General features: G+C 58.5%; 25 protein-coding genes. 7 read left to right on the forward strand and 18 right to left on the reverse strand.

What is annotated here, in order from left to right:
* Positions 1–280 precede the first annotated feature (280 nt).
* The 9 genes from DW913_RS06355 to rnd all read right to left on the reverse strand — a co-directional run bounded on the left by DW913_RS06355 (position 281) and on the right by rnd (position 9,298).
* Positions 281–1,459: an acetate/propionate family kinase gene (locus tag DW913_RS06355; RefSeq protein WP_117797973.1), complete on the reverse strand. Its 1,179-nt coding sequence runs from the start codon at positions 1,457–1,459 to the stop codon at positions 281–283.
* Positions 1,460–1,623: 164 nt separating this feature from the next.
* On the reverse strand, positions 1,624–2,802 hold the full coding sequence (locus DW913_RS06360; protein ID WP_117797974.1) for an acetate/propionate family kinase: 1,179 nt from the start codon (positions 2,800–2,802) through the stop codon (positions 1,624–1,626).
* A gap of 102 nt (positions 2,803–2,904) precedes the next feature.
* A complete protein-coding gene (locus DW913_RS06365; RefSeq protein WP_117797975.1) occupies positions 2,905–4,083 on the reverse strand; it encodes an MFS transporter in 1,179 nt (392 codons plus the stop codon).
* Between the two features lie 119 nt (positions 4,084–4,202).
* On the reverse strand, positions 4,203–5,093 hold the full coding sequence (locus DW913_RS06370; RefSeq protein WP_117797976.1) for a LysR family transcriptional regulator: 891 nt from the start codon (positions 5,091–5,093) through the stop codon (positions 4,203–4,205).
* Positions 5,094–5,134: 41 nt separating this feature from the next.
* Complete coding sequence (locus DW913_RS06375; RefSeq protein ID WP_035137921.1) at positions 5,135–5,470, reverse strand: histidine triad nucleotide-binding protein; 336 nt, start codon at positions 5,468–5,470, stop codon at positions 5,135–5,137.
* Between the two features lie 49 nt (positions 5,471–5,519).
* The gene (gene xseB / locus DW913_RS06380) at positions 5,520–5,786 is read right to left on the reverse strand and encodes an exodeoxyribonuclease VII small subunit (protein WP_117797977.1); all 267 of its coding nucleotides are present in this window, start codon (positions 5,784–5,786) and stop codon (positions 5,520–5,522) included.
* A gap of 42 nt (positions 5,787–5,828) precedes the next feature.
* The gene (gene xseA / locus DW913_RS06385) at positions 5,829–7,280 is read right to left on the reverse strand and encodes an exodeoxyribonuclease VII large subunit (protein WP_369832268.1); all 1,452 of its coding nucleotides are present in this window, start codon (positions 7,278–7,280) and stop codon (positions 5,829–5,831) included.
* Positions 7,281–7,395: 115 nt separating this feature from the next.
* A complete protein-coding gene (locus tag DW913_RS06390) occupies positions 7,396–8,100 on the reverse strand; it encodes a zinc metallopeptidase (protein WP_117797978.1) in 705 nt (234 codons plus the stop codon).
* 64 nt (positions 8,101–8,164) lie between these two features.
* Positions 8,165–9,298, reverse strand: coding sequence for a ribonuclease D (gene rnd / locus DW913_RS06395; RefSeq protein ID WP_117797979.1), 1,134 nt, complete (start codon positions 9,296–9,298; stop codon positions 8,165–8,167).
* A gap of 98 nt (positions 9,299–9,396) precedes the next feature.
* On the opposite strand from rnd, the gene DW913_RS06400 reads away from it, so the two are divergent.
* The 5 genes from DW913_RS06400 to DW913_RS06420 all read left to right on the forward strand — a co-directional run bounded on the left by DW913_RS06400 (position 9,397) and on the right by DW913_RS06420 (position 16,330).
* Positions 9,397–10,314 carry a diacylglycerol kinase family protein gene (locus DW913_RS06400; protein ID WP_117766165.1) on the forward strand — a complete coding sequence of 306 codons (918 nt, stop codon included), beginning with the start codon at positions 9,397–9,399 and terminating at the stop codon, positions 10,312–10,314.
* A gap of 407 nt (positions 10,315–10,721) precedes the next feature.
* A complete protein-coding gene (locus tag DW913_RS06405; RefSeq protein ID WP_117797980.1) occupies positions 10,722–12,653 on the forward strand; it encodes a C69 family dipeptidase in 1,932 nt (643 codons plus the stop codon).
* A gap of 401 nt (positions 12,654–13,054) precedes the next feature.
* Positions 13,055–13,627: a hypothetical protein gene (locus tag DW913_RS06410; protein ID WP_117797981.1), complete on the forward strand. Its 573-nt coding sequence runs from the start codon at positions 13,055–13,057 to the stop codon at positions 13,625–13,627.
* Positions 13,628–13,839: 212 nt separating this feature from the next.
* Positions 13,840–15,591 (forward strand): ABC transporter ATP-binding protein, encoded by a 1,752-nt coding sequence (locus DW913_RS06415; RefSeq protein ID WP_117797982.1) that lies wholly within the window; start codon positions 13,840–13,842, stop codon positions 15,589–15,591.
* Positions 15,584–16,330, forward strand: a complete 747-nt coding sequence (locus DW913_RS06420) for an energy-coupling factor transporter transmembrane protein EcfT (RefSeq protein WP_117797983.1) — start codon at positions 15,584–15,586, stop codon at positions 16,328–16,330. Before DW913_RS06415 ends, DW913_RS06420 begins: the two co-directional genes overlap by 8 nt.
* A 126-nt stretch (positions 16,331–16,456) precedes the next feature.
* Here DW913_RS06420 and DW913_RS06425 read toward each other — a convergent pair whose 3' ends face one another.
* Positions 16,457–17,203, reverse strand: coding sequence for an aspartate/glutamate racemase family protein (locus DW913_RS06425; protein WP_040358337.1), 747 nt, complete (start codon positions 17,201–17,203; stop codon positions 16,457–16,459).
* 84 nt (positions 17,204–17,287) lie between these two features.
* Positions 17,288–18,544, reverse strand: a complete 1,257-nt coding sequence (locus DW913_RS06430; RefSeq protein WP_099431498.1) for an ATP-grasp domain-containing protein — start codon at positions 18,542–18,544, stop codon at positions 17,288–17,290.
* A 232-nt stretch (positions 18,545–18,776) separates the two neighbouring features.
* On the opposite strand from DW913_RS06430, the gene DW913_RS06435 reads away from it, so the two are divergent.
* On the forward strand, positions 18,777–19,409 hold the full coding sequence (locus tag DW913_RS06435; RefSeq protein ID WP_199580788.1) for an MOSC domain-containing protein: 633 nt from the start codon (positions 18,777–18,779) through the stop codon (positions 19,407–19,409).
* Positions 19,410–19,642: 233 nt separating this feature from the next.
* The gene (locus tag DW913_RS06440; RefSeq protein ID WP_117797984.1) at positions 19,643–20,776 is read left to right on the forward strand and encodes a glucosaminidase domain-containing protein; all 1,134 of its coding nucleotides are present in this window, start codon (positions 19,643–19,645) and stop codon (positions 20,774–20,776) included.
* A gap of 37 nt (positions 20,777–20,813) precedes the next feature.
* Here DW913_RS06440 and DW913_RS06445 read toward each other — a convergent pair whose 3' ends face one another.
* The 7 genes from DW913_RS06445 to DW913_RS06475 form a co-directional block, all read right to left on the reverse strand.
* Positions 20,814–22,193 (reverse strand): protein kinase, encoded by a 1,380-nt coding sequence (locus tag DW913_RS06445; RefSeq protein WP_158566208.1) that lies wholly within the window; start codon positions 22,191–22,193, stop codon positions 20,814–20,816.
* Positions 22,194–22,291: 98 nt separating this feature from the next.
* Positions 22,292–22,714: an XRE family transcriptional regulator gene (locus tag DW913_RS06450; protein ID WP_117797986.1), complete on the reverse strand. Its 423-nt coding sequence runs from the start codon at positions 22,712–22,714 to the stop codon at positions 22,292–22,294.
* 32 nt (positions 22,715–22,746) lie between these two features.
* The gene (locus DW913_RS06455; protein WP_117797987.1) at positions 22,747–23,190 is read right to left on the reverse strand and encodes an FxLYD domain-containing protein; all 444 of its coding nucleotides are present in this window, start codon (positions 23,188–23,190) and stop codon (positions 22,747–22,749) included.
* A gap of 164 nt (positions 23,191–23,354) precedes the next feature.
* On the reverse strand, positions 23,355–23,585 hold the full coding sequence (locus tag DW913_RS06460) for a hypothetical protein (RefSeq protein ID WP_117797988.1): 231 nt from the start codon (positions 23,583–23,585) through the stop codon (positions 23,355–23,357).
* A 121-nt stretch (positions 23,586–23,706) separates the two neighbouring features.
* The gene (locus tag DW913_RS06465) at positions 23,707–24,048 is read right to left on the reverse strand and encodes a HigA family addiction module antitoxin (RefSeq protein ID WP_050766086.1); all 342 of its coding nucleotides are present in this window, start codon (positions 24,046–24,048) and stop codon (positions 23,707–23,709) included.
* Positions 24,020–24,301 carry a type II toxin-antitoxin system RelE/ParE family toxin gene (locus DW913_RS06470; protein WP_006234335.1) on the reverse strand — a complete coding sequence of 94 codons (282 nt, stop codon included), beginning with the start codon at positions 24,299–24,301 and terminating at the stop codon, positions 24,020–24,022. Before DW913_RS06470 ends, DW913_RS06465 begins: the two co-directional genes overlap by 29 nt.
* A 102-nt stretch (positions 24,302–24,403) precedes the next feature.
* Positions 24,404–25,591: an amidohydrolase gene (locus DW913_RS06475; RefSeq protein ID WP_117797989.1), complete on the reverse strand. Its 1,188-nt coding sequence runs from the start codon at positions 25,589–25,591 to the stop codon at positions 24,404–24,406.
* Positions 25,592–25,677: the final 86 nt, after the last annotated feature.

Here is a 25,677-nt window from a genome sequence, read left to right on the forward strand (position 1 = left end):
TCTTCAATACAGACAATATCAGTGCGGAATGTTTTCAGAGCTTTACCCTGTAGGGTCCCTGCCGCTACGTGGCAGCTAAGGAATCTGGAGTGGACGGCGGCTTGGCTACGAGCTGGGGCTGAGGATCTGAATGAATGGGTCCTGTTGCTGAGAGCACATGCGTTTGGGATCGATCACTTTGGATCCGAAAGGCGGAGTGCGGCCGCCGTCCCCCTGACAACAAAAAGGCCTCCGAAGCCGTTTGCTCTGGAGGCCTTTCGTTTACTTGCAAATACGCGCGTTAGTTGTTCTTGGTCAGACGCTCGACGTCGTGGGCTATCATGTATTCCTCGTCGGTGGGGATGACCATGACCGTAACGGCGGAACCGGCGGCACTGATGACCTGTGGGCCGTTGCCCACGGCCTCGCGGTTCTTATTGTTGTCGATGCGTACGCCCAGCCACTCAAAGCAGTCGCAGAAGGCCTTGCGGATCGACCAGTCGTTCTCGCCGATGCCGGCGGTAAAGGTGATGGTGTCCACGCCCGCCATGGAAGCGATCATGGAGCCAGCCTGCTGCATGGCCTTGTAGGCGAACATATCGAAGGCGAGCAGGCAGCGCTCGTCGCCCTCGGAGGCGCGCGTACGGATGTCGCGGGCGTCGTTGGAGATGCCCGAGATGGCAAGCAGGCCAGACTGCTTGTTCATCATGTCATCGACTTCCTGATAGCTGTATCCGCCCTCACGCTGGAGGTAGCACACGGTGGCCGGATCAATGGAACCGCAGCGGGTTCCCATCATCAGGCCGTCGAGCGGTGTGAGACCCATCGTGGTGTCGCGGCACACGCCGTCCTCGATGGCGGCGAGCGAAGCGCCATTGCCCAGATGGCACGAAAGCAGACGGTGGCAGCACGAGCCCAGGATCTCCTTAGCCATCATCCACTCGTAGCGGTGGCTCGTACCGTGTGCGCCGTACTTGCGCACGTGGTACTTGTCGCACACGTCCTTGGGCAGCGCGTAGGTGTAGGCGACCTCGGGCATGGTCATGTGGAACGAGGTGTCGAAGACGGCCACGTTGGGCAGCTCCGGATACTTCTCGCGGCAATATTCGATTGCCGCGGCCTCGCCGTAATTGTGCAGCGGAGCGAGCGGGGCCACCTCAAGAATCTTGGCCATGACTTCGTCGTCGACGACCGCAGAATCATCGAAGTGCCAGCCACCCTGAACGACACGATGTCCAATGCCGTCAATCGTAAAGTCGGTCTTCTCGAGCTCCTCGAGTACGCGCGCAATGGCCGAGCGATGATCGGGGAAGGGAACCTCTTCGGTCTGCTTGGCGCCACCGTTCTCGGCGTGACCAAAGATGCCCATGTCCGAGCCGATACGCTCGCAGTTGCCCTTGGCGAAAACCTCGCGGGTATCGGTATCCAAGAGTTGATATTTAAGGCTTGAGCTGCCAGCGTTAACAACAAGTACGTTCATGAGACTCCTTTGCAATGCAATACGGTCGGTAAAGGCCCCTTAAGGCGGCCGCATGTTAATAAGAAGTTATCATAACTTGATAAATAGCTATCAGATATATCGACCAGCGAGCGCAAAAGAGGGGCCGAACGGCGCTCGGTCGTCCAGCCCCTCCCCTCTTGTAATTACTTGGCGTTGACGATGCGCTCGACGTCGGAAGCGATCATGAACTCCTCATCCGTGGGGATGACGAAGATCTTGACCTTGGAATCCTTGGCGGACAGGCACCAAGCGCCGTCGCCGCGCAGGGCGTTGCGGGCATGGTCCATCTTGACGCCCATAAAGGCCAGACGGTCGGCCACGCCGGCGCGGACAGCCGGAGCGTGCTCACCGATGCCGGCGGTAAAGACCAGGGTGTCCATGCCGCACATGGAAGTGGCCATCTCGGCGGCCTTGGCGGCAATCTTGTAGACGAACATATCGAAGGCGAGCTGAGCCTCGGGGTCGCCGGCAGCGGCGAGCTCCTCGACGTTGCGGCAGTCGTTGGTCTTGCCGCCGGTCACAGCCAAAAGGCCGGACTTCTTGTTCATCATCTCGTCGACCTCGTCGAAGGTGTAGCCGCCTTCGCGCTGCAGGTAGCACACGGTAGCAGGGTCGATGGAGCCGCAGCGGGTGCCCATCATGACACCGTCGAGCGGTGTCAAGCCCATGGTGGTGTCCATGCACTTGCCGTCCTCGATGGCGCACAGGGAAGCGCCGGAACCGATGTGGCACACGACGACCTTGCGGGCCTCGCCGTTGGTCATCTCGGCAACCTTCTTGGAGATGTAGCGGTAGCTGGTGCCATGGGCGCCGTACTTACGAATGTGCAGCTTGTCGCAGACGTCCTTGGGCAGGGCGTAAGTCTTGGCGACCTCGGGCATGTTGAAGTGGAAAGCAGTGTCGTAGACCGTGACGTTGGGCAGGTCGGGATACTGCTCGAGGCAGTACTCGATAACGTTGGCCTCGGGGTTGTTGTGCAGCGGGGCGAGCGGAGCGACCTCGCGGATCTTGGCGAGGACGTCTTCGTCGACGAGGGAGGAATCGCCGAAGTACCAACCGCCCTGAACGATACGGTGGCCGATGCCCTCGATCTTGACGCCGTTGGCCTCGAGGTCCTTCAGGACGACCTCGATGGCGACCTTGTGGTCGGGGAACTCGATGTTCTCGGTCACCTTCTTGGAACCGTTGGCAGCGTGGGTGAAGGTACCGCCGGTAAAGCAGACGCGCTCGCAGGAGCCCTTTGCGGACACCTTGTGGGACTTGGTATCGATGACCTGATACTTAAGGGTCGAAGATCCTGCGTTGACGACCAGAACGTTCATGTGTCTCCCTACTAACAGGCGGTGTGGCGCCGCCAGGTTACATACGCTTCAATAATAAACCCAAACGCCCTCGCGCTCGGGTTTATTGCGTTGATATATAAGTTATCGATGCCTAAATACGCATGGCCTTTGACTTGTAAGACGAAATAGCGCGGGGATATACACCAAAGAAGAAATCCCGAGCGCGACAAGCAATATGACTCGAATGTCCGCGATGCTGCCCAACGCAGCATTGAACAGATAGAAAAGGATGGCACCCACCGCCACCATCTGACTTTGAACCGAAATCAGTGAACAGCGCATCGAAGAATCGGCGGCATTTTGAAAAATTGAGTATTTAATTGGAGCAAATAACGAGTAGGCGACCGTCTGCAACACATAGAACACGGGCAGCAAATAGATCGGAGTAAAGGGAATCAAAAATAGAGCAGTCAGGGAAAGGCGCACGATGCCGCAAATACGCGCAAAACGGCTCTTGTCGACATGAGCAATCACACTGGGCACAATAAGCCCCATGGAGGCCGAGGCAAGGAGCTGGACCGCAATGATCACACCCGAAGCGACGGCATTCATTCCGCGGCCCGCAAGCAGCAGTGAGAAAAAGTCTTCCAGGGCGACAAAAGCAAATGCCTGAGAACAGTCCATGATGAACGCCGAACGAAGAATACCATTACACGCAATAGCGGCACCGATCATCTTCGGGCTCATTCCACGTTCAGGTGTCGCCGCAGTGCCCTCTCTTCGCATCTCAGGAATGCAGACAACAACAACCAACGTCAACACCATTGCGATGATATCTGCCGAAAGACCGATGAGATATGTACCGACAAACGAAATGAAACCGCCCACGCAAGCGGAGATGGCATAAGAGGCATAGAAAACAAATCGCTCAACGACATTAAGTCTTACGAGCTGGTCCTGAGAGACGCTGTCAATGTAAATCGCTTCTATGGATCCGCTCAGACATGCAACGGCAAAACCTTTGAGAACGAACGCACCGATTAAAAGCGGAGGAGAACGGACGAGAAGCAGGGCGGCGTAGTACCCAAGCGTCCCCACAATGCCAACGAGGCCGCTCACCTTTCGTCCAAGCCTGTCAGCAATATAACCAGTAGGAACCTCAAGAATGAACTTACTCACTTGGTATGCAATCATCATGCTAGAAATCGCTACCATCGAGAATCCGACGAACTCAAGGTAGACAGTTAGAAAATACAAGATGGTGCTGAAGTTCGACAGAAAAACGAACGTCATATAAAGCAAAACCGTACGGTTTTTCATGCTCCGCCCTCCAAGAGTCAGCAATCTAAATCGAAATCTTGGAAAAGCATGAGGGCAAAGCTGTCAGCTATGTGTTGCAGGGCGTCAACATTCACTTGACGACACGAGGCCAAATGGCCTCACGAAGCGAGATGACGCAATAGGTGAAGAAATACCGTCTGGTGTCGATCGGTCCAGGCATTTTGTCGATAGCAAAAGTAGATGGGCAAGGCTACGTCATGTGAGGCTTCAATGGAGCACTCGCTCACTTCCGATCCATCCGATGCGAGAGAAGAGCCAGAAAAACTCAATATCAATCCCCCGGCTTGAAGAAACTCGGTCTGAGCCCTGCTTCCGTATTCAACATCACGGAAGCGAAAATTGACGAGCTGGGCTTCAGGGCATTGATTGATTGCATTGAGACAGGGTGACAAATTAATGGGAACAGCGAGCCTGCCGCCCAGTAACTCACGAATGGTCATAGCGTCAACAGATTGATGACCAGCTGGACATGAAAGAACCCTGAGCTCCTTTTCACCCAAATATTTTGAAGAAAGGACGCTGTCCCGTGGTTCCTCAAACGAGATAGCCGCGTCCGAAATTCCAAGTATAAGTGATTCAAAGCATGTTGCCGTTGGCTGATGCCACACATCAAGATGAATCTGAGGGTGCGAGCTTTCAAACGAGTCGTACCAGTTTTCGGAAAAAAGGCGCCCCCGCCCATGAAGGCAGGGGGCGTAAAGACGAAAGTGGCCATCGGGCGAGACGCCGTCGTCCCTTGATTGAGCGTACTTTTTGAGATCGTCGACTTGTGCCAGAATCACGCGTGCACGACGCGCAAATTCTCTGCCCGCCGGAGACAAAACAGCCTCCCCCGCCGATCGGTCGAGCAAAACAATCTGATACTCAGATTCCAACTTTTTTATTGCCGACGAAACGGCCTGCGGACTCACGTGAACAGCGCGAGCTGCTTTGCGCACGCCGCCATAGTTCGCTACCGCTTGAAGGTATTCGAGTTGAGAAAGCTGCATAGATTACTCCAAAGGCAGCCAAGTCGACGGCCTACGCGCCCTCAGATGAGGTTCTCGCCCAGGTTCTTGCCGCCGAGAACGTGCATGTGGAAGTGCATGACGGTCTGGCCGGCGTTGACGCCCTTGTTGGAGATGACACGGAAACCGTCCTCCAAGCCCTTGGCCTTGGCGACCTCCTGGATGGCGTGAGCCATGGCGCCCATGGTCTCGGCAGGCACGTTGTCGGCGATGTCGCTGTAGTGCTTCTTGGGGATCACGAGCGTGTGGACCGGCGCCTGGGGGTTGAGGTCGTCGAAGGCGATGACCTGATCGTCCTCATAGACAACGGTCGAGGGGATCTCGTGGTTGGCAATTTTGCAGAAGATGCAATCACACATGGTAGGTTCCTTTCTCACAGACCAAGGTAATTATATTTGGTCGGGATGGTTAGAACGAGAGACTGTCGTTGGTGTTGGCGGCCTCGCCGTCGGCGAGCACGTCGTTGCCGTCGACGTCCTTAAGGAGCACCGAGACCTTCTGCTCGGCATCGGACAGGCGGGTGCGCAGGCTCTTGAGGAGCTCGACGCCGCGGGTGTAGCTCTCGAGCGACTCCTCGAGCTCCATATCGCCCGACTCCAGGCTGCGGATGATGAGCTCCAACTCCTGCGAGGCCTGCTTGTACGTAAGCTGCTCGACCGGGGTCTTCTCTGCCATATCTGTTTCCTTTCCTAAAGGTTTATCGCTATGAAATGCGGCTTACTCGACCGTATCGACCGTTGCCGCCACGTTGCCGTCTGCCATGCGCACGCGAATGGCGTCGCCGGGCTTAAAGGTCTTGGCGCTCGTAGCCACACCGTCATCGCTGTACGCGATGGAGTAACCGCGGGCAAGCACCTTGAGCGGCGACAAGGCATCGAGCGACGCGGCAGCTCGGCCCAGGTCAGACGCGGGTTTGCTGAGCATCGTACGTCCCTGATGTTCTAGACGGGAGCTTGCAAGCGTGAGCGCATGGCGTTTACCATCGAGCCCTGAAGTGCTTGCGATCAAGCGCTCGGGCAGACGCTCGAAGTTGGAGCGGAAGGCCCCGACCGAGCGCGTTATGGCACCGGACAAACGATCGGCCGTTAAGGCAAGCTCAGACTCGCGACGCTCGACCATAAACGTTGGATCGTTGAGGCACGGGCGGCATGCGGCGGCATCGAGGGCATCGCCCAAGCGAGCCGTATAGGCATCCCAGGCACGGCGACCGCGCTGATCGAGCATCTCCAAATCAACCTGATTCGACCCAATCATCGATCCCATCGCGGCGCCCAGACGCTGATGGCGCGTCTCGAGCACGTCGGCCAACTCCGTCATAGCCGGTGCCACCGATTCCGCCGCTGCCGTTGGCGTGGAGGCGCGACGGTCGCTCACCATGTCGCAAATCGAGGTATCAGGCTCATGCCCAATGCCCGTCACCACAGGCACGGGACAAGCTGCCACCGCACGGGCAAGCTCCTCGTCGTTAAAGGTCATGAGGTCCTCGAAGGAACCGCCGCCACGCACGAGCAAAATGCAATCGGGCGCCGGCGTAATGGCAGCGGCGCGGTGCAAGCCTTCAATAAGCTCTGCCGGCGCGCCCTCGCCCTGGACCTTTGCGCCCACGCAGACAAGCTCGACGAGCGGGTTGCGACGACGCAGCGTACGCTTGACGTCGTCGATCACGGCACCCGAAAGCGAGGTGACGACCGCCACACACGAGCAAAACACCGGAATGCGGCGCTTGCGCGCTTCGTCCATCAGGCCCTCGCGACGCAACTTTTCGGCCAACTGAGCCACCTGCTGACGCAGCAAGCCCTCCCCCGCCAGCGAGAACGAGCGGGCGACGAAGCTCATGCGACCCGTAGGCTTGTAGAGATTGAAGCTGCCCTTAAAGCTCACCTGCATGCCGTCGCGCAGATCGAAGGTGCGCTTAAGGTAGGCACCCTTCCAGATGATGCAGTCGACGGCCGCCGAGTCGTCCTTGATTTGGAAGTAGCAGTGGCCGCTTCGGGCATTGGGACCACGAAAACCCGTGACCTCACCCAAAACGCTCAGCTGCGGAATGGCATCGAGCGCGCCGGCGGCGATCTCCACCGCTTGGCTCACGCTAAGCTCTTTGCGCTCCTGCTCGTCCGATCCGTCGAACTCGGCGGAAACGGCATTGCCGGTCAGATTCCAGCCTGCCACGCAGCCTCCTTTCGTTATCGCGCACAGAGGCTCCGGCCCTGTGCAAATTCAAGTCCAACACATAGTACAGCGCCGCAGGGACACAAATCCCCACGGCGCCCGTCGGTCCCATTTGTTATCGGTTGGAGTTTCTGTTGTAGCGAGCCATCAGGTAGAGCAGTTGAATGATCGAAGTGAGCGCTGCGGCCACATAGGTAAGCGCGGCTGCCGTCAGCACCTTCTTGGCGCCGTTGACCTGCTTGGAACTCATGCCCGACTGCTCGATATACGCCACGGCGCGGCGACTGGCATCGATCTCGACCGGCAGCGTAACCAACTGGAACAACACGCTAAACGAGAAGAAGACCAGCGCGAGGGTCGTGAGCCCCGCGATGTTCATGAACAGGCCCATGAGCAGCACGATCGTCCAGGTGTTTTGGGTAAAGTTGACGACGGGGACCAAAGCGGTGCGGACCTTCATCATGGCATAACCACTTTGACGCTGGGCGGCATGGCCCGCCTCGTGGCAGGCGACGGCAACGCTTGCGACCGACCCGCCCGAACGGTTGGCATCCGACAGATACAGGTTGTTATCCTGCGGGTTGTAGTGGTCGGTGAGCTCGCCAGCGACGCCCTTGATGCCCACGGCGCTACAACCGTTGGCATCGAGCATGCGGCGAGCGACCGTGGCACCTGTGTCGCCGTCCGAGCGAACCTTGGACCAGGTCCTGTACGTCGAGTTGATATAGCTCTGCGCGGCAAGGCCGAGCACCGTACAAACAAGAACAACCAGCAGGTACAGCGGGTCGATGCCAAAGCCGTATCCATAGTAATAGGGCATGCGAATTCCTCCGAATCGAGTTACACGTTGGAGGCATTCTACCCACTCAAGCGGCTAGGCTTCCTTATAGCAATTCAATTTTGCCATCTTTGACCGTCAACCCCATATTGCCGGAAAGCAGATCGTCCAGACGCGAACCCACAAGCTCAAAACGCCAGCCTTCGCGCAGGGGGCTCTGCTCGGGGTGCTCAATATAGTCGGCCAGGTCATCGCGCGAGGCAATGACCGAGGTCGCCACGCCCGAGCGCTCGGCAACCAGGCGAATGAGCGCATACATCAGGTCCGTCACGCTCTCCAACTCCGGCGAAATCTGACGGTGCCCGCGCACCATGAGCGGCAGGCGATCGTGCGGGCAGCTCGCGCCGCGCTTGATGGCCATGAGCGCGCCGTCCACATCGCGTTCCCCCAGCTGATCGGTGCCGCGGATGCTGCGGAACTCCTCAACGCGCACAGGATTGCGTTTGACGAGCGCCAGCAGCGTATCGTCGGACATGACCCACTTGCGAGGGATGTTGCGGCGCTCGGCGCGGTCCTCGCGCCAAGCGGCAAGCTCGCGCGCGATGCCCAACTGGTGACGGCTACACGAGTTGATGCGCTTGACCTTGCGGAACGCCTCATGGCGGTCGGCGCGGTAGTGCGACTCGTCGGCCAGCGGACGCAACTCGTCGAGCACCCAGTCCACCCGGCCCAGCTCGCGCAGGCGACTCATCATCTCGGTATAGGCGACAATCAGGTACTTGACGTCATCGATCGCGTACTCGACCTGCTTATCAGTCAGCGGGCGGCGCGACCAGTCGGTCAGCGACTCGGTCTTGGGCAATGAGACGCCGCAAAACGTTTGCACGAGCGCGCCGTAGGAAATCTGCTGGCGCTCGCCCAAAAAGGCGGCGGCCACCTGCGTGTCAAAAATGGGGCGCGGCAGCACGCCCACGGTGTGGAGCATGACCTCCATATCCTGCGAGCAGGCGTGGAAGACCTTGGTTACGCTCTCGTCGGCCATAAGCTCGGCCAGCGGCGACAGGTCGTCGATCACCAGAGGATCGACCGCGACACTCTCGGCAGGGGTGGCAATCTGAACCAGGCACAGACGCGGATGGAACGTGCGCTCGCGCAAAAACTCGGTATCGACGGCAATCGCGTCGAACTCGCGAGCGCGCTGGCAAAAGTCGAGCAGAGCCTGATGTGTGGAAATGTACATATCAACCCATCGAATAAGGTTAGGCCCGAAAAACACGGGTAGGATATCGGCATTGCCTTACAACTATACTCGGTTAGTCACAGAACGGGAACGTAAGTATGCGCTGCCTTATCATCCACAACCCGGCATCGGGCCCTAGCTCAGATGAAATCTACGCATTCACGCACGCCCTCGCGCAGGGCGGCGACGAGGTCGTGATGCGCTTTATCGGCGATGGCATGGAACCCGAGGATGCCGTGGCGGACGTGCGCGAGTTTGATCGCGTGGTCGTTTCGGGCGGCGATGGCACCGTCTCCAACGTGCTCGACCAGATGCGCGGGTGCGGTGTCCCCACGCTCGTCTTCCCCTCCGGCACAGCCTGCTTGTTCTTTAACAACATCGGTAATGCCCCCGAGGCAGCGGCGCTTGCCAAGGCTTGCCGCGCCGGTCGCACGGTCAAAGTAGACATGGGCGAGCTCTTTTGGCTCGACGAGGACGGCAACGAGAAGCGCCACGGCTTCATCATCATCGCCGGCTCGGGCTTTGACGCCGAGATCATGATGAAGGCGGCCCCCACCAAAAACGACATCGGCGAGATCGCCTACTTCCTCTCTGCGCTCGCCACGCCCAACCCTACGGTAGCGCACTTTACGATTGAGCATGACGGCATTGTCGAGGAGCTCGACGGCATTTGCTGCATGGCCGGCAACACCTCGGTCATCCAAAACGACATCAACCTGTTCCCCGACTGCCGCATGAACGATGGCATGGTCGACATTGCGGTCATCGAACCCGTGCGCACCGTGCAGCTGCTGCCTACTGTGATCACCGCTGCGCTTGACCCCGCCGGCAAGGTACTCGGGCGCCCGCAGTTCAAGATCATCCAGACCAAGGAAGCCAAGATCACCTGCACCCCGTCGCTGGGCATGCAGTTCGATGGCGAGATCATCTCCAGCAACTCGGGCGTCTTTGGTGCCCGCGCACTTCCGCAATGCCTCGACCTCATCGTCGACGAATTCTCACCGCTCGGAAAATAGGAGGACCCCATGAACGACAATCCCCTGCTCGGCTTTATCGTCATCGTTTTGGCCATGCTCGTCGGCTATGCGATCAACGTGATCCACCGCCGGAAGAAGTAATTCCACATTGGTATGATATTCATCCAATTATCGTCTCCCCCGTTGTTTATGCATTTGCCAAACAGCGGGGGATTTTCATTTCGAGCATTCCAGCTACTTTATTCGGCTACAGTAATTACAGGGCGTCTTTATTAAAGTAAAGCTACAAACTGAGTATAATTAACCGCTCATCGCATATTTCATTACGCTTATCGAGTAAGTTTCTTTCATAGATGAATATTGTTTCCAGTTCGTTACGCTAATGAGGTGTCTTTATTGGCTGAAGCCCTCTGGCGACAGAGGGCTTTCGCACGCTGGGAGGGAAAATGAGGAAAACTCGCCCCGTCAACGCGCTCAAGAAGCTAGGCATAGGCCTCGCCTTTGGAGCTGCGACCATCATGTCCATGCCGACATCTGCGCTCGCCTGCACGCAGATGTACATGGGCAAAAACCTTACGGCCGACGGCAACACGTACTACGGCCGCGCCGAGGACTTTGGCAAGCGCTATCTTAAGCACTACGGCATCGAACCTGCCCACGAACCTGGCTTTAAGTACAGCTCGATTGAATCTGCTTTTGAATACACTTCGAACAAGCCTACCTATCGCTACAGCTATGTACGCGACCACCCCTCCAACTGGATGGGTCGCACCGACGCCTACTCCGAGGCCGGCATCAACGAGAAGGGCGTCTCCTGCTCCGCCACGCTAAGCACCTCCTATAACGAGGAGGCCGCTGCAGCAGACCCCATCGATGAGGAAGTGGGTCTGGGCGAGTACAGTTACGGCAGCATCATCCTGGGCGAGAGCGCCACGGCCCGCGAGGGCGTCGAGCTTCTCGGCAGCCTGATCGATGATCAAGGCGTCTGCACCAACGACCAGATCATCATCGCCGACAACAACGAGACCTGGCTGTTCGCCACACTTTCCGCCCATCAGTGGATCGCCATGAAGCTCGCTGACGACGTCGCGTCGCTCAACCCTAATATCGGGAGCCTCAACTACGATGTCGACCTCAATGACACCGAGAATTGCCTCCACTCTGAAAAGATCCAATCCATGCCCGAAGAAAAGGGTTTCGCCAAATACTCCGCTGACGGCAAATTCGATGTCGCCCAAACGTATGGCGAAAGCCTCGCCGATTCCGGCGTAAACCAGTGGTCCCGCTATGTGCAAGGCCGCGATTATTTTGGTAGTCAGCTGACCGAAGGCACAGATTACGACATTATCACAGTAAAGAAGGAAGGAAAACCTGACCAAAAGGGAGCCATGGTCAGCGAGATCCAGCCCTTGTTCTTCAAGCCTGGCAAGTCTGGCTGGAGCACCTTTGAGCTGATTCGTGCCTTTGGCAACCGCGGCGAAAATGTCCCCGGCCTTAACGCCAACACCGACGGCGTCTACGCCATCGGCACCGAGCGCAACACCGAGATCAACCTCTTCCAGATTCGTCGTGGCCTTGACCCCCAGGTCGCTACCATTCAGTGGGAAATGCTCTCCCGCGCCGCGTACTCCGTCGCCATCCCGTTGTACTCCGCCCTGATAACTGAGGTCAGCCCGTACTTCAGCGATCAGACCGTCTCCTTCGATCACTGCAAACAGACTGACGTCGTGTACAACGAGGAGCCCGAGAACTCAATCAACTACGTCCTCATGGACATCAGCTCGCTCTGCTTTGAGAACCCTGACACCCTTGGTATCAGCGTCCGTGCCTACCTCGATGCGCTCCAGAACGAGCTCATCGAGCAGAACAAGGAAGTTGACGCTGCCATGCTGGCCGAGACGACCACCGAGGGCCGCACTGCCCTGGCCAACAAGGCCGGCAAGGCTGCTACCGAGAACACCTACGTCAAGTGCAAGGCCCTGCTCCAGGAGATGCGCGCCTATCAGAAGGCCGAAAACTTCGACCAGCCCTTCACCCCGAGCGACCTGAACACCGAGACCAACGGCCTCAAGGTGTCCATCACCTACGCCAAGGACGCTCTTGCCACCGACCCGGTAACCCCGGATCAGCCTGGCACTCCCGAGCAGCCCGGTACCCCCGAGCAGCCCGCTAAGCCCGAGAAGCCCACCACCAAGCCCGAGAAGCCTGGCAAGTCGGACACCACGACTACGGTAACCACCAACAAGACGAACACCAAGGGCGGCCTGCCCACCACCGGTGATCGTTTTGATGGCCGCGTGGTGGCTGCATTCGCCATCGCTGGCGTTGCCGTCATCTCCGCGGGCGGTTACTTCCTCTACCGTCGCAATAAGGAGTAACGTCTTAGCTGAGCGGGCAAGGCAGCAATGGCAGCCTCGCCCGCTCAGCCCGCTCTTTTGACCGGCGGGAAACCCGCCTGAAATCTTTTTAAAAAAGATTTCCCCGCACACACTTCGCTGTGCTATAGTGCAGCGCAACAGCTACTAGGTGCGACCGCGCCACGGCATCACGAAAGGAGCCACCAACATGAAGAACACGATGAACTCTCTCAACAACTGGTGGTGGCGTGATGCGAATACGATCGGTCGACAGTGAGTCCCTCACGCCTGTTTTTGCGCTCTAGGTGATTGGAAGGCCTCCGGTTTCGACCGGGGGCCTTTTTTCTATCTCGAGCCCGATCGCATTCGCATCACGCGCCTCCGCTTTTCTCTTGCACTCCCATTCCGAAAGGATTTTCACCATGTCTCAGAACACCACCGCCGCCCAGCCCCGCACCGTCCAGACCGCCGACCGCGGCAAACTCGATGTCCGCGCCCTCGTCCTGCTCGCCATCCTGCTCGCCGCCGGCTTCATCCTCAACTTCACCGTCGGCAAGGCAATCTCGGGCATCTCGGGCGGCATGATCAGCCCCGAGTTCATCATCTCGGCCTTCTGCCTCACCATCCTGGTCGTTCGCCCCAACATCGGCCAGGCGCTCGTCATTGGCCTCATCTCGGCTGCCGTGATCCAGATCACCACTACTTCGCCGTTCGTCGATTTTGCCGCTGAGGGCATCGCCGCCATGCTCATGGCCGGCATCGTCAACGCCGCCGGCAAGAACGGTCAGGTCAAGCCCGCGATTGCCATTGTCGCAACTTTCCTGACCACCTTTGTCTCCGGTGTCATCTTCATGGTCATCAAGATGGCCATGCTCGGCGTGGTCGGCGAGCTCGCCGCCGCCATGTTGCCCGTCGTCGCCATGACCGCCGTCTTTAACGCCATTCTGGTCGGCGCCCTCTACTTGCCCATCCAGAAGGCCCTGAAGCTCAACTAACCCGCTCGGCTTTATGAGCCACCCCATCTTGGCGCTCATTCGTCGCTCGCGTACCCAAGTACGCTTCGCTCCTCTTTCGCGCCAACCTGGGGCCCCTCGTAAAGCCGTCTCCGCACTCCACCAACAAAGACTGTCCCAAACAACGAGCTCTTGGGGACGTTCTTAAACGACTAGTCATTTAAGAACGTCCCCAATGACTATGAAAGGTATCCATGGAAACGATCATCAACGTCGACGATGTCTCGTTCTCCTATGGCACGCAGACCGAGCAGGCGCTCAGTCACATCTCGCTCAGCGTGAACAAGGGAGATTTCATCGGCATCATCGGACCTTCGGGCGCCGGCAAGTCCACACTTGCCGCCTGCCTGTCGGGAGCCGTACCCCACCATTACACCGGCACGTTTTTTGGCGCCGTCACTGTCGACGGCAGCGACACCTGTGAAGTTTCGCTCACCGATGTGTCGCAGATCGTCGGCAGCGTGTTGCAGGACATCGACACGCAAATGGTCGCCTCGGTCGTCGAGGACGAGATGCTTTTTGGCCTGGAAAACTTTGGCGTTCCCCACGACCAGATCGAGCAACGTGTGAGCGAGACGCTCGAGACCGTCGGCATCAGCGACCTGCGCGACCGCGAGATCGCCACGCTTTCGGGCGGCCAAAAACAAAAGGTTGCCATCGCCGCCATCCTCGCCATGCGTCCGCGTGTGCTCGTGCTCGACGAACCCACCGCGGCGCTCGACCCCGCCAGTTCCACGCTGGTCTTCGAGACCCTGCGTGAGGCCAACCGTGCACTCGGCATCACCATCGTCGTCGTTGAGCAAAAGGTCGCCCTGCTTTCGGAGTATTGCAGCCGCGTGCTCGTGCTCAATCATGGCGAAATCGCGCTACAGGGCGAGCCGCACGAGGTCTTCGCGCACGCCGATGAGCTCCGCACCATCGGCGTCGATTGCCCGCGTGTCACGCGCATTTTCAACAGCCTCGAGGCCGATGGCCTGGCCAGCGGCACTCCCTGTTTGGATGTTGATGAGGCCGAGCGCCTGATTACGGGCATCGTCGACCCCGCACACGCAAGCAGCGACAATCAGGCACCCGCCGGCTCACCGCACGCACCGTCGTTGCGCCCGCACGCCAAGGACGCCGAGCCCGTGCTCGCCTTCGATCATGTTGAGTTTGCCTATCCCAATGGCGGCGCCGCCGTCCACGACCTCAACCTGACCCTCTATCCCGGCGAGCTCGTGGGCATCGTCGGCCAAAACGGCGCCGGCAAGACCACGCTCACCAAGCTGCTCACAGGCCTGCTTAAGCCCGCCTCGGGCAGCGTGCGCGTCACGGGACTGGATACCGCGGCCGTTCCCACGAGCCGCATCGCCCGCGAAGTCGCAACCCTCTTCCAAAACCCCGACCGCCAGATCTGCAAGGACACCGTGCTCGACGAGGTCGCCTTTGGCCTGGAGCTTGCCGGCATCGACCGTGCCGAGGCTCTGCGTCGCGCCCAGCTCGTCATCGACCGCTTTGGCTTGCCGGCCGACGAGGCGCCTTTCTCGCTTTCGCGCGGCCAGCGACAAATGGTGGCACTCGCCTCTGTCGTGGTCGTAGAGCCCAAGATCGTCGTGCTCGACGAGCCCACGAGCGGCCTTGATTACCGCGAGTGCATGACCGTCATGGAAACGGTGCGCACCATGGCCGAGCGCGGTTGCGCCGTTATCATGGTCTGCCACGATATGGAAGTCGTTTCGGATTTTGCCGAGCGCATTGTGGTAATGGCCGACGGTCGCATCCTCGACCGCGGCCGCACGCACGAGCTATTCTCGAACATCGATCTCATGCGGCGTGCCTACGTGGAGCCTCCCCAGGTTATTGAACTCTCGCGCCGTCTGGCATCTTCCGTCTCGCCCGCTTTTGCGCAGGTGAGCGAGGTCACCGATATCGTTCGCATTACCGAGGAGATGGTCTGCCGTGGTTAACGTCATCGACTACATGCCGGGCGACACACTGCTGCACCGCCTGAACCCCGTCATCAAACTGGGCCTCGCCGCAGCCATCATCATCGGCATCTTCTTGTCCGACACCTATGTGGCATTGTTGGGCTTTTTGGCGCTCACGCTCGCGCTGGGAGCCTACGCCGGCGTCGTCGACCGCCTGCTCGCGCTGCTCAAGCTACTGATTCCACTCGCGCTCATCATGCTGGTGCTGCAGCTGGCTTTTATGCGCGATGGCAACGTGGTATGGAGCTTTGTCACCGATGAAGGCCTCATCACCGGCTCCAAGGCCTGCCTGCGCCTGCTAGGCGTGGCTCTGCCACTCATCCTCATGCTCATGGTGACCAAGCTCAACGACCTTGCCAACGCTTGCGTCGAGGTGCTGCACGTGCCGTATCGCTATGCCTTCACCTTTACCACGGCGCTGCGCTTTGTTCCGGTGTTTGGTCAGGAGATGAACGCCATCATGGAGGCGCAGACCGCACGCGGCGTCGAGTACGACACCAAGAACCCCATCAAGAAGCTTAAGCTCATGCTGCCACTGTGCGTGCCACTGCTCATCTCGAGCGTGGGCAAGACCGATGCCACAGCCTTGGCGGCAGAACAGCGCGGCTTCTGTCTGCGCACGCGCGCCAGCTCGTACAAGCGCTACCCCATCAAGGGCCTGGACATTGCCGTGCTCATCGTCAGTATCGCCCTCATCGCCATCGGCTTCCTGTTCTAGTTCACCACCGACAGCAACCGCCCAACGCAAAAGGCCTCGGCTCGCACCAAAACGAGCCGAGGCCTTTACTGTTTCACCAGATAAAACCTACCAAAATAAACCTGTCCCTTTTTGGCAGGTCGGAAGCTAGAGGCGGTAGGGGGCGCCGCTGCGGATGATGGATTCGCGCACCAGGACATCCATGGCGTCGAGGGTAATCTCGGGCATCTCTCGGTACTTCTGCAGCACCGATAGCTCGGTGCAGGCCAGAATGACGCGGTCGCAGCCGCTACGGGCGAACTCCCACATCACGCGGTCGAACTTATCCATATCGGGCTCACGTCCGGCCTTCACATCATCGTAGATAAGCGACATCACATCGTTCTGACGTTTCTCGCTGGGATAGACGACCTCAACACCCGCAGCCTTACATTCGCGGCCGTAGACGCCCGCGCCCACGGTTCCGTCGGTGCCCATGATGCCAATCTTGTGCACCGGCTCGGCCGGCATACTCAGGTTGGGGTCGAACTCGCACTCCCCCATCACCGCACCGGCCAGAGCATAGCGCACCGACTCACGCGGCATGTGAATAATCGGCACCTTCGTAAACGACTGGATCTGGTCGTAGAAGTAGTGCGACGTGTTGCAGGGAATGGCAATGTGCGCACAGCCCAGCGACTCGAGTGCCTGGGCACACTCTTTCATGGTCGCCAGCAGCTTGGCATGCTCGCCGGTCTTAATGGCAAGCGTGCGGTCGGGCATGGTCGACTTGGAGAGCACCACCATGTCGATATGTTCCTGATCGCAGGCAGCAGCCGTATGGCGCACCACCTGGTCGTAGTAATACGACGTGGCCTCGGCGCCCATGCCGCCGATAACTCCCAGCTTTTCCATCGCCGCCTCCTTGGTGACGCTTGCGCAATTGCGCGTATCATACCCGCGCCCGCCCGATGTAAACCGGACGGGCGCCGCACTCATCTACTTGTAATACGTCTTGAACAGCTTAAAGTGGCGCAGCTTGGTGTGCCACATGCGCAGCCAGCGGTTAAAGACAAAGTCGCCCTTCATAAACGAAGGGTCGGCGCCCTTGCCTTCCTTGTCCAGGCGATGCACCTTAGCGCGCAGCTCGGGATCCTTGACGTACTTGTCGACGACGCCCATGGGAACGACCATCCACAGCGCCTCGTCCTGCGCCGTCACAAACTCCGGCTCAAACGGGCGGTTGAACACATACTCGTCCACCACATACTTGGCAACGTTAAAGCCGCTGTTAGTGACGTAGTAGTTGCTGCGACCTTGGCGCGTGTTGAAATCGAAGAACTTAAACGAGCCGTCGCGCTCGTCGTACTTAACGTCAAAGTTGGAATAGCCCACAAAGTGAAGGTCCTCGAGCAACTTGCGCACGCCGCCCATGAGCTCGTCATTGGGCTCGGTGATGATACAGGCGTGGTTGCCGACACCGTGAGGCTGATGCTCCTCGAGCAGCACGTGACCCAGGCACATCATGCGCACCTTGCCGTTGCGGTCGGAATAACTGGTGAGCACGCGCATGTACTCGTCATTGCCGGGCACGCGATCCTGCAAGATCAGGTCGTCGGTGTAGCCGCTGGCATACGAGTCGCGAATGACCTGTTCCAGCTCGGCACGGTCGGCAATCTCATAGGCCTTTTTCTGGCCCTCGAACTCGTGCTGCCACCACATGATGCCGTCAGAAGGCTTCAGAATCATCGGGTAGGGAAAATCGATCTGGTCGAGCACTTCGGCAGGTGCCTCGCCTTGGGCGTTCAGCATCGCCATGGTGAAGGTAAAGGTATGCGGATAGGGCACGCCATGCTTCTCGCACAGCTCGTAGAAGATCTCCTTCTTCTGACACTGCTCAAGCATGCTGTAGGGAGCGTAAGGCGCGACGATGTTATCCGCCAACTCATGGGCATCCTTGGCCTGAGCCACGAGGGCAACATAGTTATCGCCACAGCCCACAAGAACAATCGTCTTATCGGCATGCGCTTGGGCAATGCCGTTGACGGTCCTGAGCATCACGGGCATGGTATCGATATCCACGTTGGGCGTGTAGTCGATAATCTGGCTGCGGTACGCGGGACCCGTCTGGTACTTGCCAAAGACCAGGCTCTTGACCTGGTACTCCTCGTAGAAGGCGCGCGCCACCGAATAGGCGTTGATGTCGCCACCGAGCAGCACGGGAATAAACTCGCGCTCTGTAAACTGCAATGCCATGGAAACTTCCTATCATGAACTGCCCACACAACGGGCGGTCTTTGCGCAACTGATTTATTCTAGCGTGCCAAACCGCCGGCGCCCAAAGCTCCACCGTATCTATGGCAATCGACGTAATCGTCCAGCACGAAGGCCAGCACGAAGACGGCGCTCACCGTTGTATGACAACGGGCAATGAACCTACCATTGTTGTAGGATTCAACATGTTGCCCGCCCCGTCGAAAGGTGCACCGTGCCCCAGGCTCATCCGATCAACAACCCCATCATTGACGCCGCCAAGCGCGAACTTGCGGATCGTGCCCAGACGGCAGCTCCCCTACGCACCGCAAACGATGCTTACAACGGGCCTGCCCGTATCGTCTCAATCAACACGTCGGAGCACAAAGGCACTCGCAAGTCGCCCGTCGCCGATGGACGCGACACCGTCATCGAGCAATTTGGCCTCGCTACCGATGCGCACGCCGGACATTGGCACCGCCAGGTCTCTTTTTTAGCCGCGGAGTCCATCCAGACGGCGCAGGCACGCGGGCTCGACGTACACGAGGGTGACTTTGGAGAGAACTTCACCACGCAAGGCATCAATCTACCCTCGCTCCCCCTGGGAACGCAGCTCAAGATTGGCAACGATGCCCTGGTCGAAATCAGTCAGATCGGTAAGGTCTGCCACACCCGCTGTGCCATCTACTATCTCGCCGGCGACTGTATCTTTCCCCACGAGGGCGTTTTCGGCGTGGTACTAAAGGGCGGAGAGGTCCATACCGGCGACGAAATCCAGGTGGTCAAACTCGGCGACGGCACCTGTTCGTTCACCCCTGCCAAGGCCCTCGAAGAGATTGAGCTGGCTCGTCAAGAGGGCACGCTGTAGTTGTAAAACCCCACGTTGAGATAGCTTTTACAGCCCAAAACTCCTCTCAAACAGGGTTCCGTAACGTTAAAGTTGAACTCTATGGTTTCTCAACAATTCATCATAACTGCAGGTCAAAGCCAAGCCTCAAGTTCAACTTGACCTTTTGGAACCTTTAAGGTTCAAGTTGAGGTCGAAAGCAGTAGTAGAATACCGTTCGAACCATAACCTACGATTGATTGCAGAGGGACTGGATGCAGCATTCGAATCATCGCACCGCAGCGCTCATTGCGTCGAAGCCGGCTCGTATCATCACGAGCGCCGCGCTCGCCGTTGCGCTGACGGCCACGCCGATGCTCTCCCCCGTTGCGGCGTATGCCGCCTCGCAGGCAACGCAGGACCAGCTTTCCGCAGCCCAGCAGAAGATCGAAGCCGCCACGAGCGCCTACAACGACGCCCGCACCAAACTCGATGACCTGCAAAAGCAGATTGACTCCAATGAGGCGAGCATCGAGGAAATCGAGGCTAAGCTTCCCGAGCAGCAGGCCAAGGCAAGCTCCGCCATGCGCGATCTGTACAAGTATCAGAAGGGTACCAATCCCATCGTGAGCTTCCTGGTCAATGCGCAGAGCCTGGGTGAGTTCATCACGACCTGCAAATACACCAACCAGATCACGAGCTCGAGCGTCGACGAGATCGAACAGCTCAATAACATGCAAACCGAACTCGAGCAAAACAAGGCTGAGCTCCAGCAGGCCAAGTCTCAGCTTGAGGCAGAGCAGAAAAACGCCGAGGATGCGTTGGCTCAGGCCCAGCAGCTCCGCAGCGAGGCACAGGCAAAAGCCGAGCAGGAAAATGCCGCCGAGCTTGCCAAGCTTGAGGCCGATAAGGCCGCTGCCGCCGAGAAGCTCTCGGGCGAGGGCGTAAGCGGCAGCAATTCCAGCAGCCAGGCCACCAACACCAACACCACCATCGACACCACGGTGAACAACGCCAATACCGGTAACTCCGATTACGATTCGTTCATTAATGAGTGGACGAGCCGCATCGACAATTATCTCGCCGGCTCCCCCATGGCAGGCCAGGGCTATAACTTTGCCGTCGCCGCTTGGAATACCGGTGTCGACCCCCGTTGGTCCCCCGCCATCGCCTGCATCGAGAGCACCAAGGGTGCTTATTGCGCCAATTCTTACAACGCCTGGGGCTGGAGTGCCCGTGGCGGCGGTTGGCGCAGCTTTGGCAGCTGGAGCGAGGGCATCTCCGCTCACGTTGCCTATCTGGGCGCCAACTACGGCTCCACCCTTACCCCGGCAGCGGCCAAAAAGTACTGCCCGCCCACGTGGCAGGACTGGTACAACAAAGTCGCCGCTCAGATGAACCGCATCTAGGTGCAACTGCAAAGGGCCCCAATGGGGCCCTTTTCTTTTAGGTAGCGGAGGTATCGACGACGCCGGTCGCATTGGCAACCGCGACTATGACGATCATGCATAGGAGCAGCACACCCAATGCCTTGAGCCAGAGTTTCGCGAGTTTCTTGCCGCGATAGCTGTCGAGCAGTGCGAATCGCCAACGAAGACGGCGCTTATCGAGCAGCGCAAAATGCATAAGCACCATAAGGCCATCGACAAAGAAAAAATACTCGATTATGAGAAGCCACGTCGGGTAGCTTTGGTTTGCTCCCGTGGGGTGAAAGACGGCAAAGTGACTTCCGGCAAAAAACACAAGCAGCGAGAAGCAGACGAGCGTATTCCAAATGCGCCCCAGAGACTCCGGAACGCGAGAGAGCAGACCGCATGCAGCGGAGGCGGCAGGCCTAAGAAGCCCTGCGGGGTTCTGGAGCCCTTGGGGCGTCAACACCGTCTCCGAGGCCGGAGTACGGACAGGCGCAGGCGCAGGAGGCCGCACGGGGCGACTTAGACCGTATGCCGCGCGCGTCGCCCGTCCCAACACTTCCGCGCTCGCAAAACGCTTGGCCGGGTCGAGCGCCATCGACATGCAGACGGCATCGGCAAGTGGAGTGGGAATGCCGTGCGCCTCGCATTGCTCGCGCATGTCGAGCCCTGGTTTAGGGTCGACTCCCGTCAAGCAGAAGAATAACAGGGCGCCAAGTGCGTAGACGTCGCTTCGCACGCTCGTCTGCCCAAACCCATACTGCTCGGGCGGCGCATAGGGTCGCGTGCCAAACTTGACGGTATCGGCATCGGCGCCGTCGCGCCATACGCGCGCGATCCCCAAGTCGATAATCACCAGCGATGAAAACGTCAGGCCGTCATCAAGCGTATAGTTGGCACCTGTCACGATGATATTCGACGGCTTGAGGTCGCGATGGATCACCGGCGCCGACGTCTCCCCCGCCATTGCAAAACCGGCGTGGAGCTCGCCCACGGCATCGCATAGGGCAGGATACATTTCGCGCGCATAATCGGGGGTAGCCCCCAGACGGTCCACCAGCGCCCCGAGCGTCTCCCCTTCGATGTATTCCATAACCACGTTGAGCTCGTCGCCCACACGACGACAATCGACGATTCTGGGCAGGTGCTCAAAACGCCTGCCTGCCCGCTGGGCGGCAAACAGACGCTCGTATGCCCCGCCGATTTGAGCCGAAGCATCGATGCGTTTACGGACAAAGGGGCCGAGCGAACCACCGCCGGTTCCTTCAAAGTACACGAGCTCGGTTGTTTCAACGGACGAGCGCTTAAGTACACGCTCCACGCGATAGCTGTCGTCGCGACCGAGCGACGCCAGGTGCTCGGCAAGCGCTGCGGTCAGCTCGTCATCGGAATATGCTGTGGTCTGAGTATCCATAGCCTCCATCATAGCGCAGAGCGCAGACACCCCATGGCATCCGCGCCCCGTTCGCTTGCATCGTTGTTCGGCAGCCCCACCGGCTCAGATATCAGCCGCTAACTCACCGTCTCCTCACCAAAGCGATACAGCTCCTCGTTAACCTTTTGGAGGCTACACCCGCGATCGATGCAAAAGATGATAATCGCATCACGGCGATCCTTGCAGTTAAGGACGCTTACCCCGGCAGCCGTCAGCGCACGGTTGGTCTCCCTGAGCGTTAGCGCCATCGCAAAGGCAATCTGCAGCACCTTATTGCGACTCGGGTGACGCGCACCGGTAAAGATCTGATAGCCAAAGGTCTCATTGAGATCGGCCATACGAACCACGCGCGAGCGCTCCAAGCCCTTTTCCTGCAGCAGCTGCTTCAGGTAGTCCGAAAGCGACGGGGCGGCAAAGTCGTGCTCCCTGATATAGCCATCGATGTTCGGCGCATCGAGAAGCTCATTGAGCAACTCCTCGGTCAGCTTTTTATCGGGCATACGACTTCACCTCCCCCAGTGCATGCAACATGCTAGAAACCGCTTACGTCCGAACGCTCCCAGCTAGCAACCTGGTCGGGAGACACCGTACCCAGCGCCTCGAACTTCCAGGAGCCGCCCGCCTTCAGATGATTGGTGTTTGCAAGAGCCGTTCCAACCTGGTTGCCATCGGCATCATACAGAACATACTCAATCTGAATGTAGCTCTTTTCCTTGTCCGTGTTATTGGTCAGCGTGCCCGTGATCTTATAGGCAAACTGATTGGAGGTGTCTTCAGCCTCATCAGCAATGGTATACGTTTCTTGCGGTTCTTTTTGCTCCTCAGCCTGCTGTGTCGCCTCGACAGGTTTTGCCGAATCGCTCGCAGACGAATCGGTTGAATTGCCACCCATAGAGCCCACGGCACCGACGATAACCAGCACCACGATGACGCCTAGGACAATCTTGCCGATCGGCTTCTTTCCCTCTTTTGCCATTATTCATCCTTCCTACGATCCGGCTACCGCGCCGGCACACAGCACATCGTAGAAAGGATTGAACTTGAATTCATTAGCTGAGAGCTAAGGCTGCGGTAAACGGCCAATGCAGTTATCCAAACGCCGAGCAAACGCACTTTGCGCGACCGTCTGCTGGCAGCGCATCAACCCACCGTGACGGATTCCCCAGTAAAGGTGCTCACAAGCAACAGGATAAAGAAGGCCAAATAGCTGATGCTCAGCAGGTAGGCGATGACCAAAAAGACAATCCATCCTACATTGGTCTTACCGTCGGCGCGGCGCTGTTCACGACTGCGATAAAGCCAAATCGTCACGCCGATGGCAGTGATAAACAGTACGAGTGCCGCCGCAGCCAGCCCAGCAAGTGCAAACATCACGCCTATACTCACAGCAATAACCGGGAGCAGCAGCAAGCCGCACCCGCAACCGCCCGGACTATATACAGCAGACTGTCGGCGTCGCCTCATCGCCACCCCCCCCCATCATCTTTGAGCACTACAGTGCGATGGCCTGCTGAACAGGAACGATCTTATCGAGTTCCGGTTCAATCCGCCTTTTCTCGGCCTCAAGGTCAAACGCCACCTGAGCGCGCAGCCAATAACCATCCGTCAGGCCAAAATAACGGCAAAGACGGAGGTCGGTGTCGGCCGTCACGCGACGTTTTCCCAAGACAATCTGCCCGATACGCTGAGCCGGAATCCCGGTCTCTTTCGCAAGGCGATATTGAGAAATGCCCATGGGAACAAGAAACTCCTCTTTGAGAAGCTCACCAGGAGTCACCGGCGACAACAAATCGGCCGAAGTCTCATCACTTGTGATAATCGACGATTTCGACATTCCAAGCCATCTCCTGTCTCCACTCAAAGCAGACCCGATAGCGCTCGTTAACACGGATGCTATATTGACCGGCACGATCGCCCTTCAAAGCTTCCAGGCGGTTGCCCGGTGGAACGCGAAGATCATCAAGCGAAGCACAAACCTGCAGTTGGCGAATCTTCCTCAACGCAACACGCTCAAAGGGCACGAACCTCCTGACCCGCACACCCATGGCAAAGCGTTCGGTATCCTCATCTTTATACGATGCAATCATAGTATCGCCTTACGTTAGTAACGTCAAACGTTTCTATAGACTTACATCTCTATTATATCGTACGTTTGTTCGTATTTTCTAGAACAAATAGTCCTTCACGCCTTAGTCAAGCAAAAGCAATCGTTTGTAGACATCGAGGCCTTTGAGTAGGATTTCCTCGTCGAAGAGCATGGTATCGGTATGCAGAGCGCTCGTGGCATAGGCGGGGCAGTCATCCGAATCGCTCGGGTTTTCTTGTCCCTCTGGCACGCCCGTGCCCAGCAAGAAGAACACGCCCGGCAGATGGCGCTGATAGAAAGCAAAGTCCTCGGCAATTAGCAGCGGCTCGTCCACAAGTTGCAGCTCGGACAAGGCAGGCGCAATGTGGGCGAACAGCTCGGGGTCGTTATCGACTGGCGGATAGCCCTCGGCAAAATCGAGGTCATATGTACAGCCCGTTGCGGCACAGGCATCGTCCAGCACGCGACGCACGCCCTCGCGCGCGCGGTCGAACATGTCGTCCGTAAACACACGTAGGCTGCCAGCAACATGGGCCTCCCCCGCCACCGCATTGCAGACGGTGCCGGCCCGCAGCAGGCCGAACTTACCAATGCAGGGCTCGTCGGCACCCAACTCGTCCATGAGCTCGCGCTCGGAAACCAAGAACTTGGCAGCCGCCAGCGCCGTATCGTGCGACTCCTCGACCGGAACGCCATAGGTCTTAGCGATATGGATGCTCGTCCCGTGAATATGAATGTGTGTCTCGCTTGAGCGCGCCAGCAGCGGACCGGAGCAGCTCGCCAACGTGCCGGCGGGCAGATCGGGCCACACGTGGAAGCCGAAGATGCGATCCGCCCCGTAACGCTCGAACACGCCGCTCTCGCACACCGTCTTGGCACCACCGGTCGTTTCCTCGGCCGGCTGAAACACAAAGAGCACATTGCGCTTAATGGCGCCCGGCCGCTCACGGATCGTACGGTCGACAAAGGTTGCCACCGCGAGAGCCATGGCCATGTGACCGTCGTGACCGCACGCATGCATCTTACCGGGATGCGTCGAGGCAAAGGCCGCGCCCGATGCCTCCGCGATGGGCAGGGCGTCCATGTCGGCGCGAATCGCCGTGGCATGCGCGGCGCCCGTACCGGCATCGAAGAAAGCGCAGACGCAGCTGGGACACGGATGGGTCACCTCGCAGGCGAGCGGAGCGAGCACGCCCTCGATATAGGCGATGGTTTGCGGAAGATCGAAGTCGAGCTCCGGAATGCGGTGCAAGTCGCGACGATAACGACGGAGTTCTTGGAGCTCGGTCATAGGGATTCCTTTCATGGGACGACTCGGTTGACACCTATTGTGACGCAGGATTGTGGCACCCTTGTTTCTAGCATGATGCTGCATTT

Source organism: Collinsella sp. AM42-18AC, from assembly GCF_003467965.1.
Taxonomy (GTDB): Bacteria; Actinomycetota; Coriobacteriia; order Coriobacteriales; family Coriobacteriaceae; genus Collinsella.

Coding starts and splice junctions, on each gene's coding strand:
- rnd (WP_117797979.1), bottom strand. CDS start 9,298: ATGTACATTTCCACACATCAGGCTCTGCTCGACTTTTGCCAGCGCGCT.
- DW913_RS06445 (WP_158566208.1), bottom strand. CDS start 22,193: ATGGATACTCAGACCACAGCATATTCCGATGACGAGCTGACCGCAGCG.
- DW913_RS06470 (WP_006234335.1), bottom strand. CDS start 24,301: ATGATTGCATCGTATAAAGATGAGGATACCGAACGCTTTGCCATGGGT.
- DW913_RS06390 (WP_117797978.1), bottom strand. CDS start 8,100: ATGCCCTATTACTATGGATACGGCTTTGGCATCGACCCGCTGTACCTG.
- DW913_RS06430 (WP_099431498.1), bottom strand. CDS start 18,544: ATGGCATTGCAGTTTACAGAGCGCGAGTTTATTCCCGTGCTGCTCGGT.
- DW913_RS06360 (WP_117797974.1), bottom strand. CDS start 2,802: ATGAACGTTCTGGTCGTCAACGCAGGATCTTCGACCCTTAAGTATCAG.
- DW913_RS06460 (WP_117797988.1), bottom strand. CDS start 23,585: ATGTTTGCACTTGCTGGGCTGGCTGCGGCGGCACTCGTACTGTTTATC.
- DW913_RS06425 (WP_040358337.1), bottom strand. CDS start 17,203: ATGGAAAAGCTGGGAGTTATCGGCGGCATGGGCGCCGAGGCCACGTCG.
- DW913_RS06405 (WP_117797980.1), top strand. CDS start 10,722: ATGAGGAAAACTCGCCCCGTCAACGCGCTCAAGAAGCTAGGCATAGGC.
- DW913_RS06455 (WP_117797987.1), bottom strand. CDS start 23,190: ATGGCAAAAGAGGGAAAGAAGCCGATCGGCAAGATTGTCCTAGGCGTC.
- DW913_RS06410 (WP_117797981.1), top strand. CDS start 13,055: ATGTCTCAGAACACCACCGCCGCCCAGCCCCGCACCGTCCAGACCGCC.
- DW913_RS06375 (WP_035137921.1), bottom strand. CDS start 5,470: ATGTGTGATTGCATCTTCTGCAAAATTGCCAACCACGAGATCCCCTCG.
- DW913_RS06415 (WP_117797982.1), top strand. CDS start 13,840: ATGGAAACGATCATCAACGTCGACGATGTCTCGTTCTCCTATGGCACG.
- DW913_RS06475 (WP_117797989.1), bottom strand. CDS start 25,591: ATGACCGAGCTCCAAGAACTCCGTCGTTATCGTCGCGACTTGCACCGC.
- DW913_RS06465 (WP_050766086.1), bottom strand. CDS start 24,048: ATGTCGAAATCGTCGATTATCACAAGTGATGAGACTTCGGCCGATTTG.
- DW913_RS06400 (WP_117766165.1), top strand. CDS start 9,397: ATGCGCTGCCTTATCATCCACAACCCGGCATCGGGCCCTAGCTCAGAT.
- DW913_RS06370 (WP_117797976.1), bottom strand. CDS start 5,093: ATGCAGCTTTCTCAACTCGAATACCTTCAAGCGGTAGCGAACTATGGC.
- xseB (WP_117797977.1), bottom strand. CDS start 5,786: ATGGCAGAGAAGACCCCGGTCGAGCAGCTTACGTACAAGCAGGCCTCG.
- DW913_RS06450 (WP_117797986.1), bottom strand. CDS start 22,714: ATGCCCGATAAAAAGCTGACCGAGGAGTTGCTCAATGAGCTTCTCGAT.
- DW913_RS06440 (WP_117797984.1), top strand. CDS start 19,643: ATGCAGCATTCGAATCATCGCACCGCAGCGCTCATTGCGTCGAAGCCG.
- DW913_RS06365 (WP_117797975.1), bottom strand. CDS start 4,083: ATGAAAAACCGTACGGTTTTGCTTTATATGACGTTCGTTTTTCTGTCG.
- DW913_RS06355 (WP_117797973.1), bottom strand. CDS start 1,459: ATGAACGTACTTGTTGTTAACGCTGGCAGCTCAAGCCTTAAATATCAA.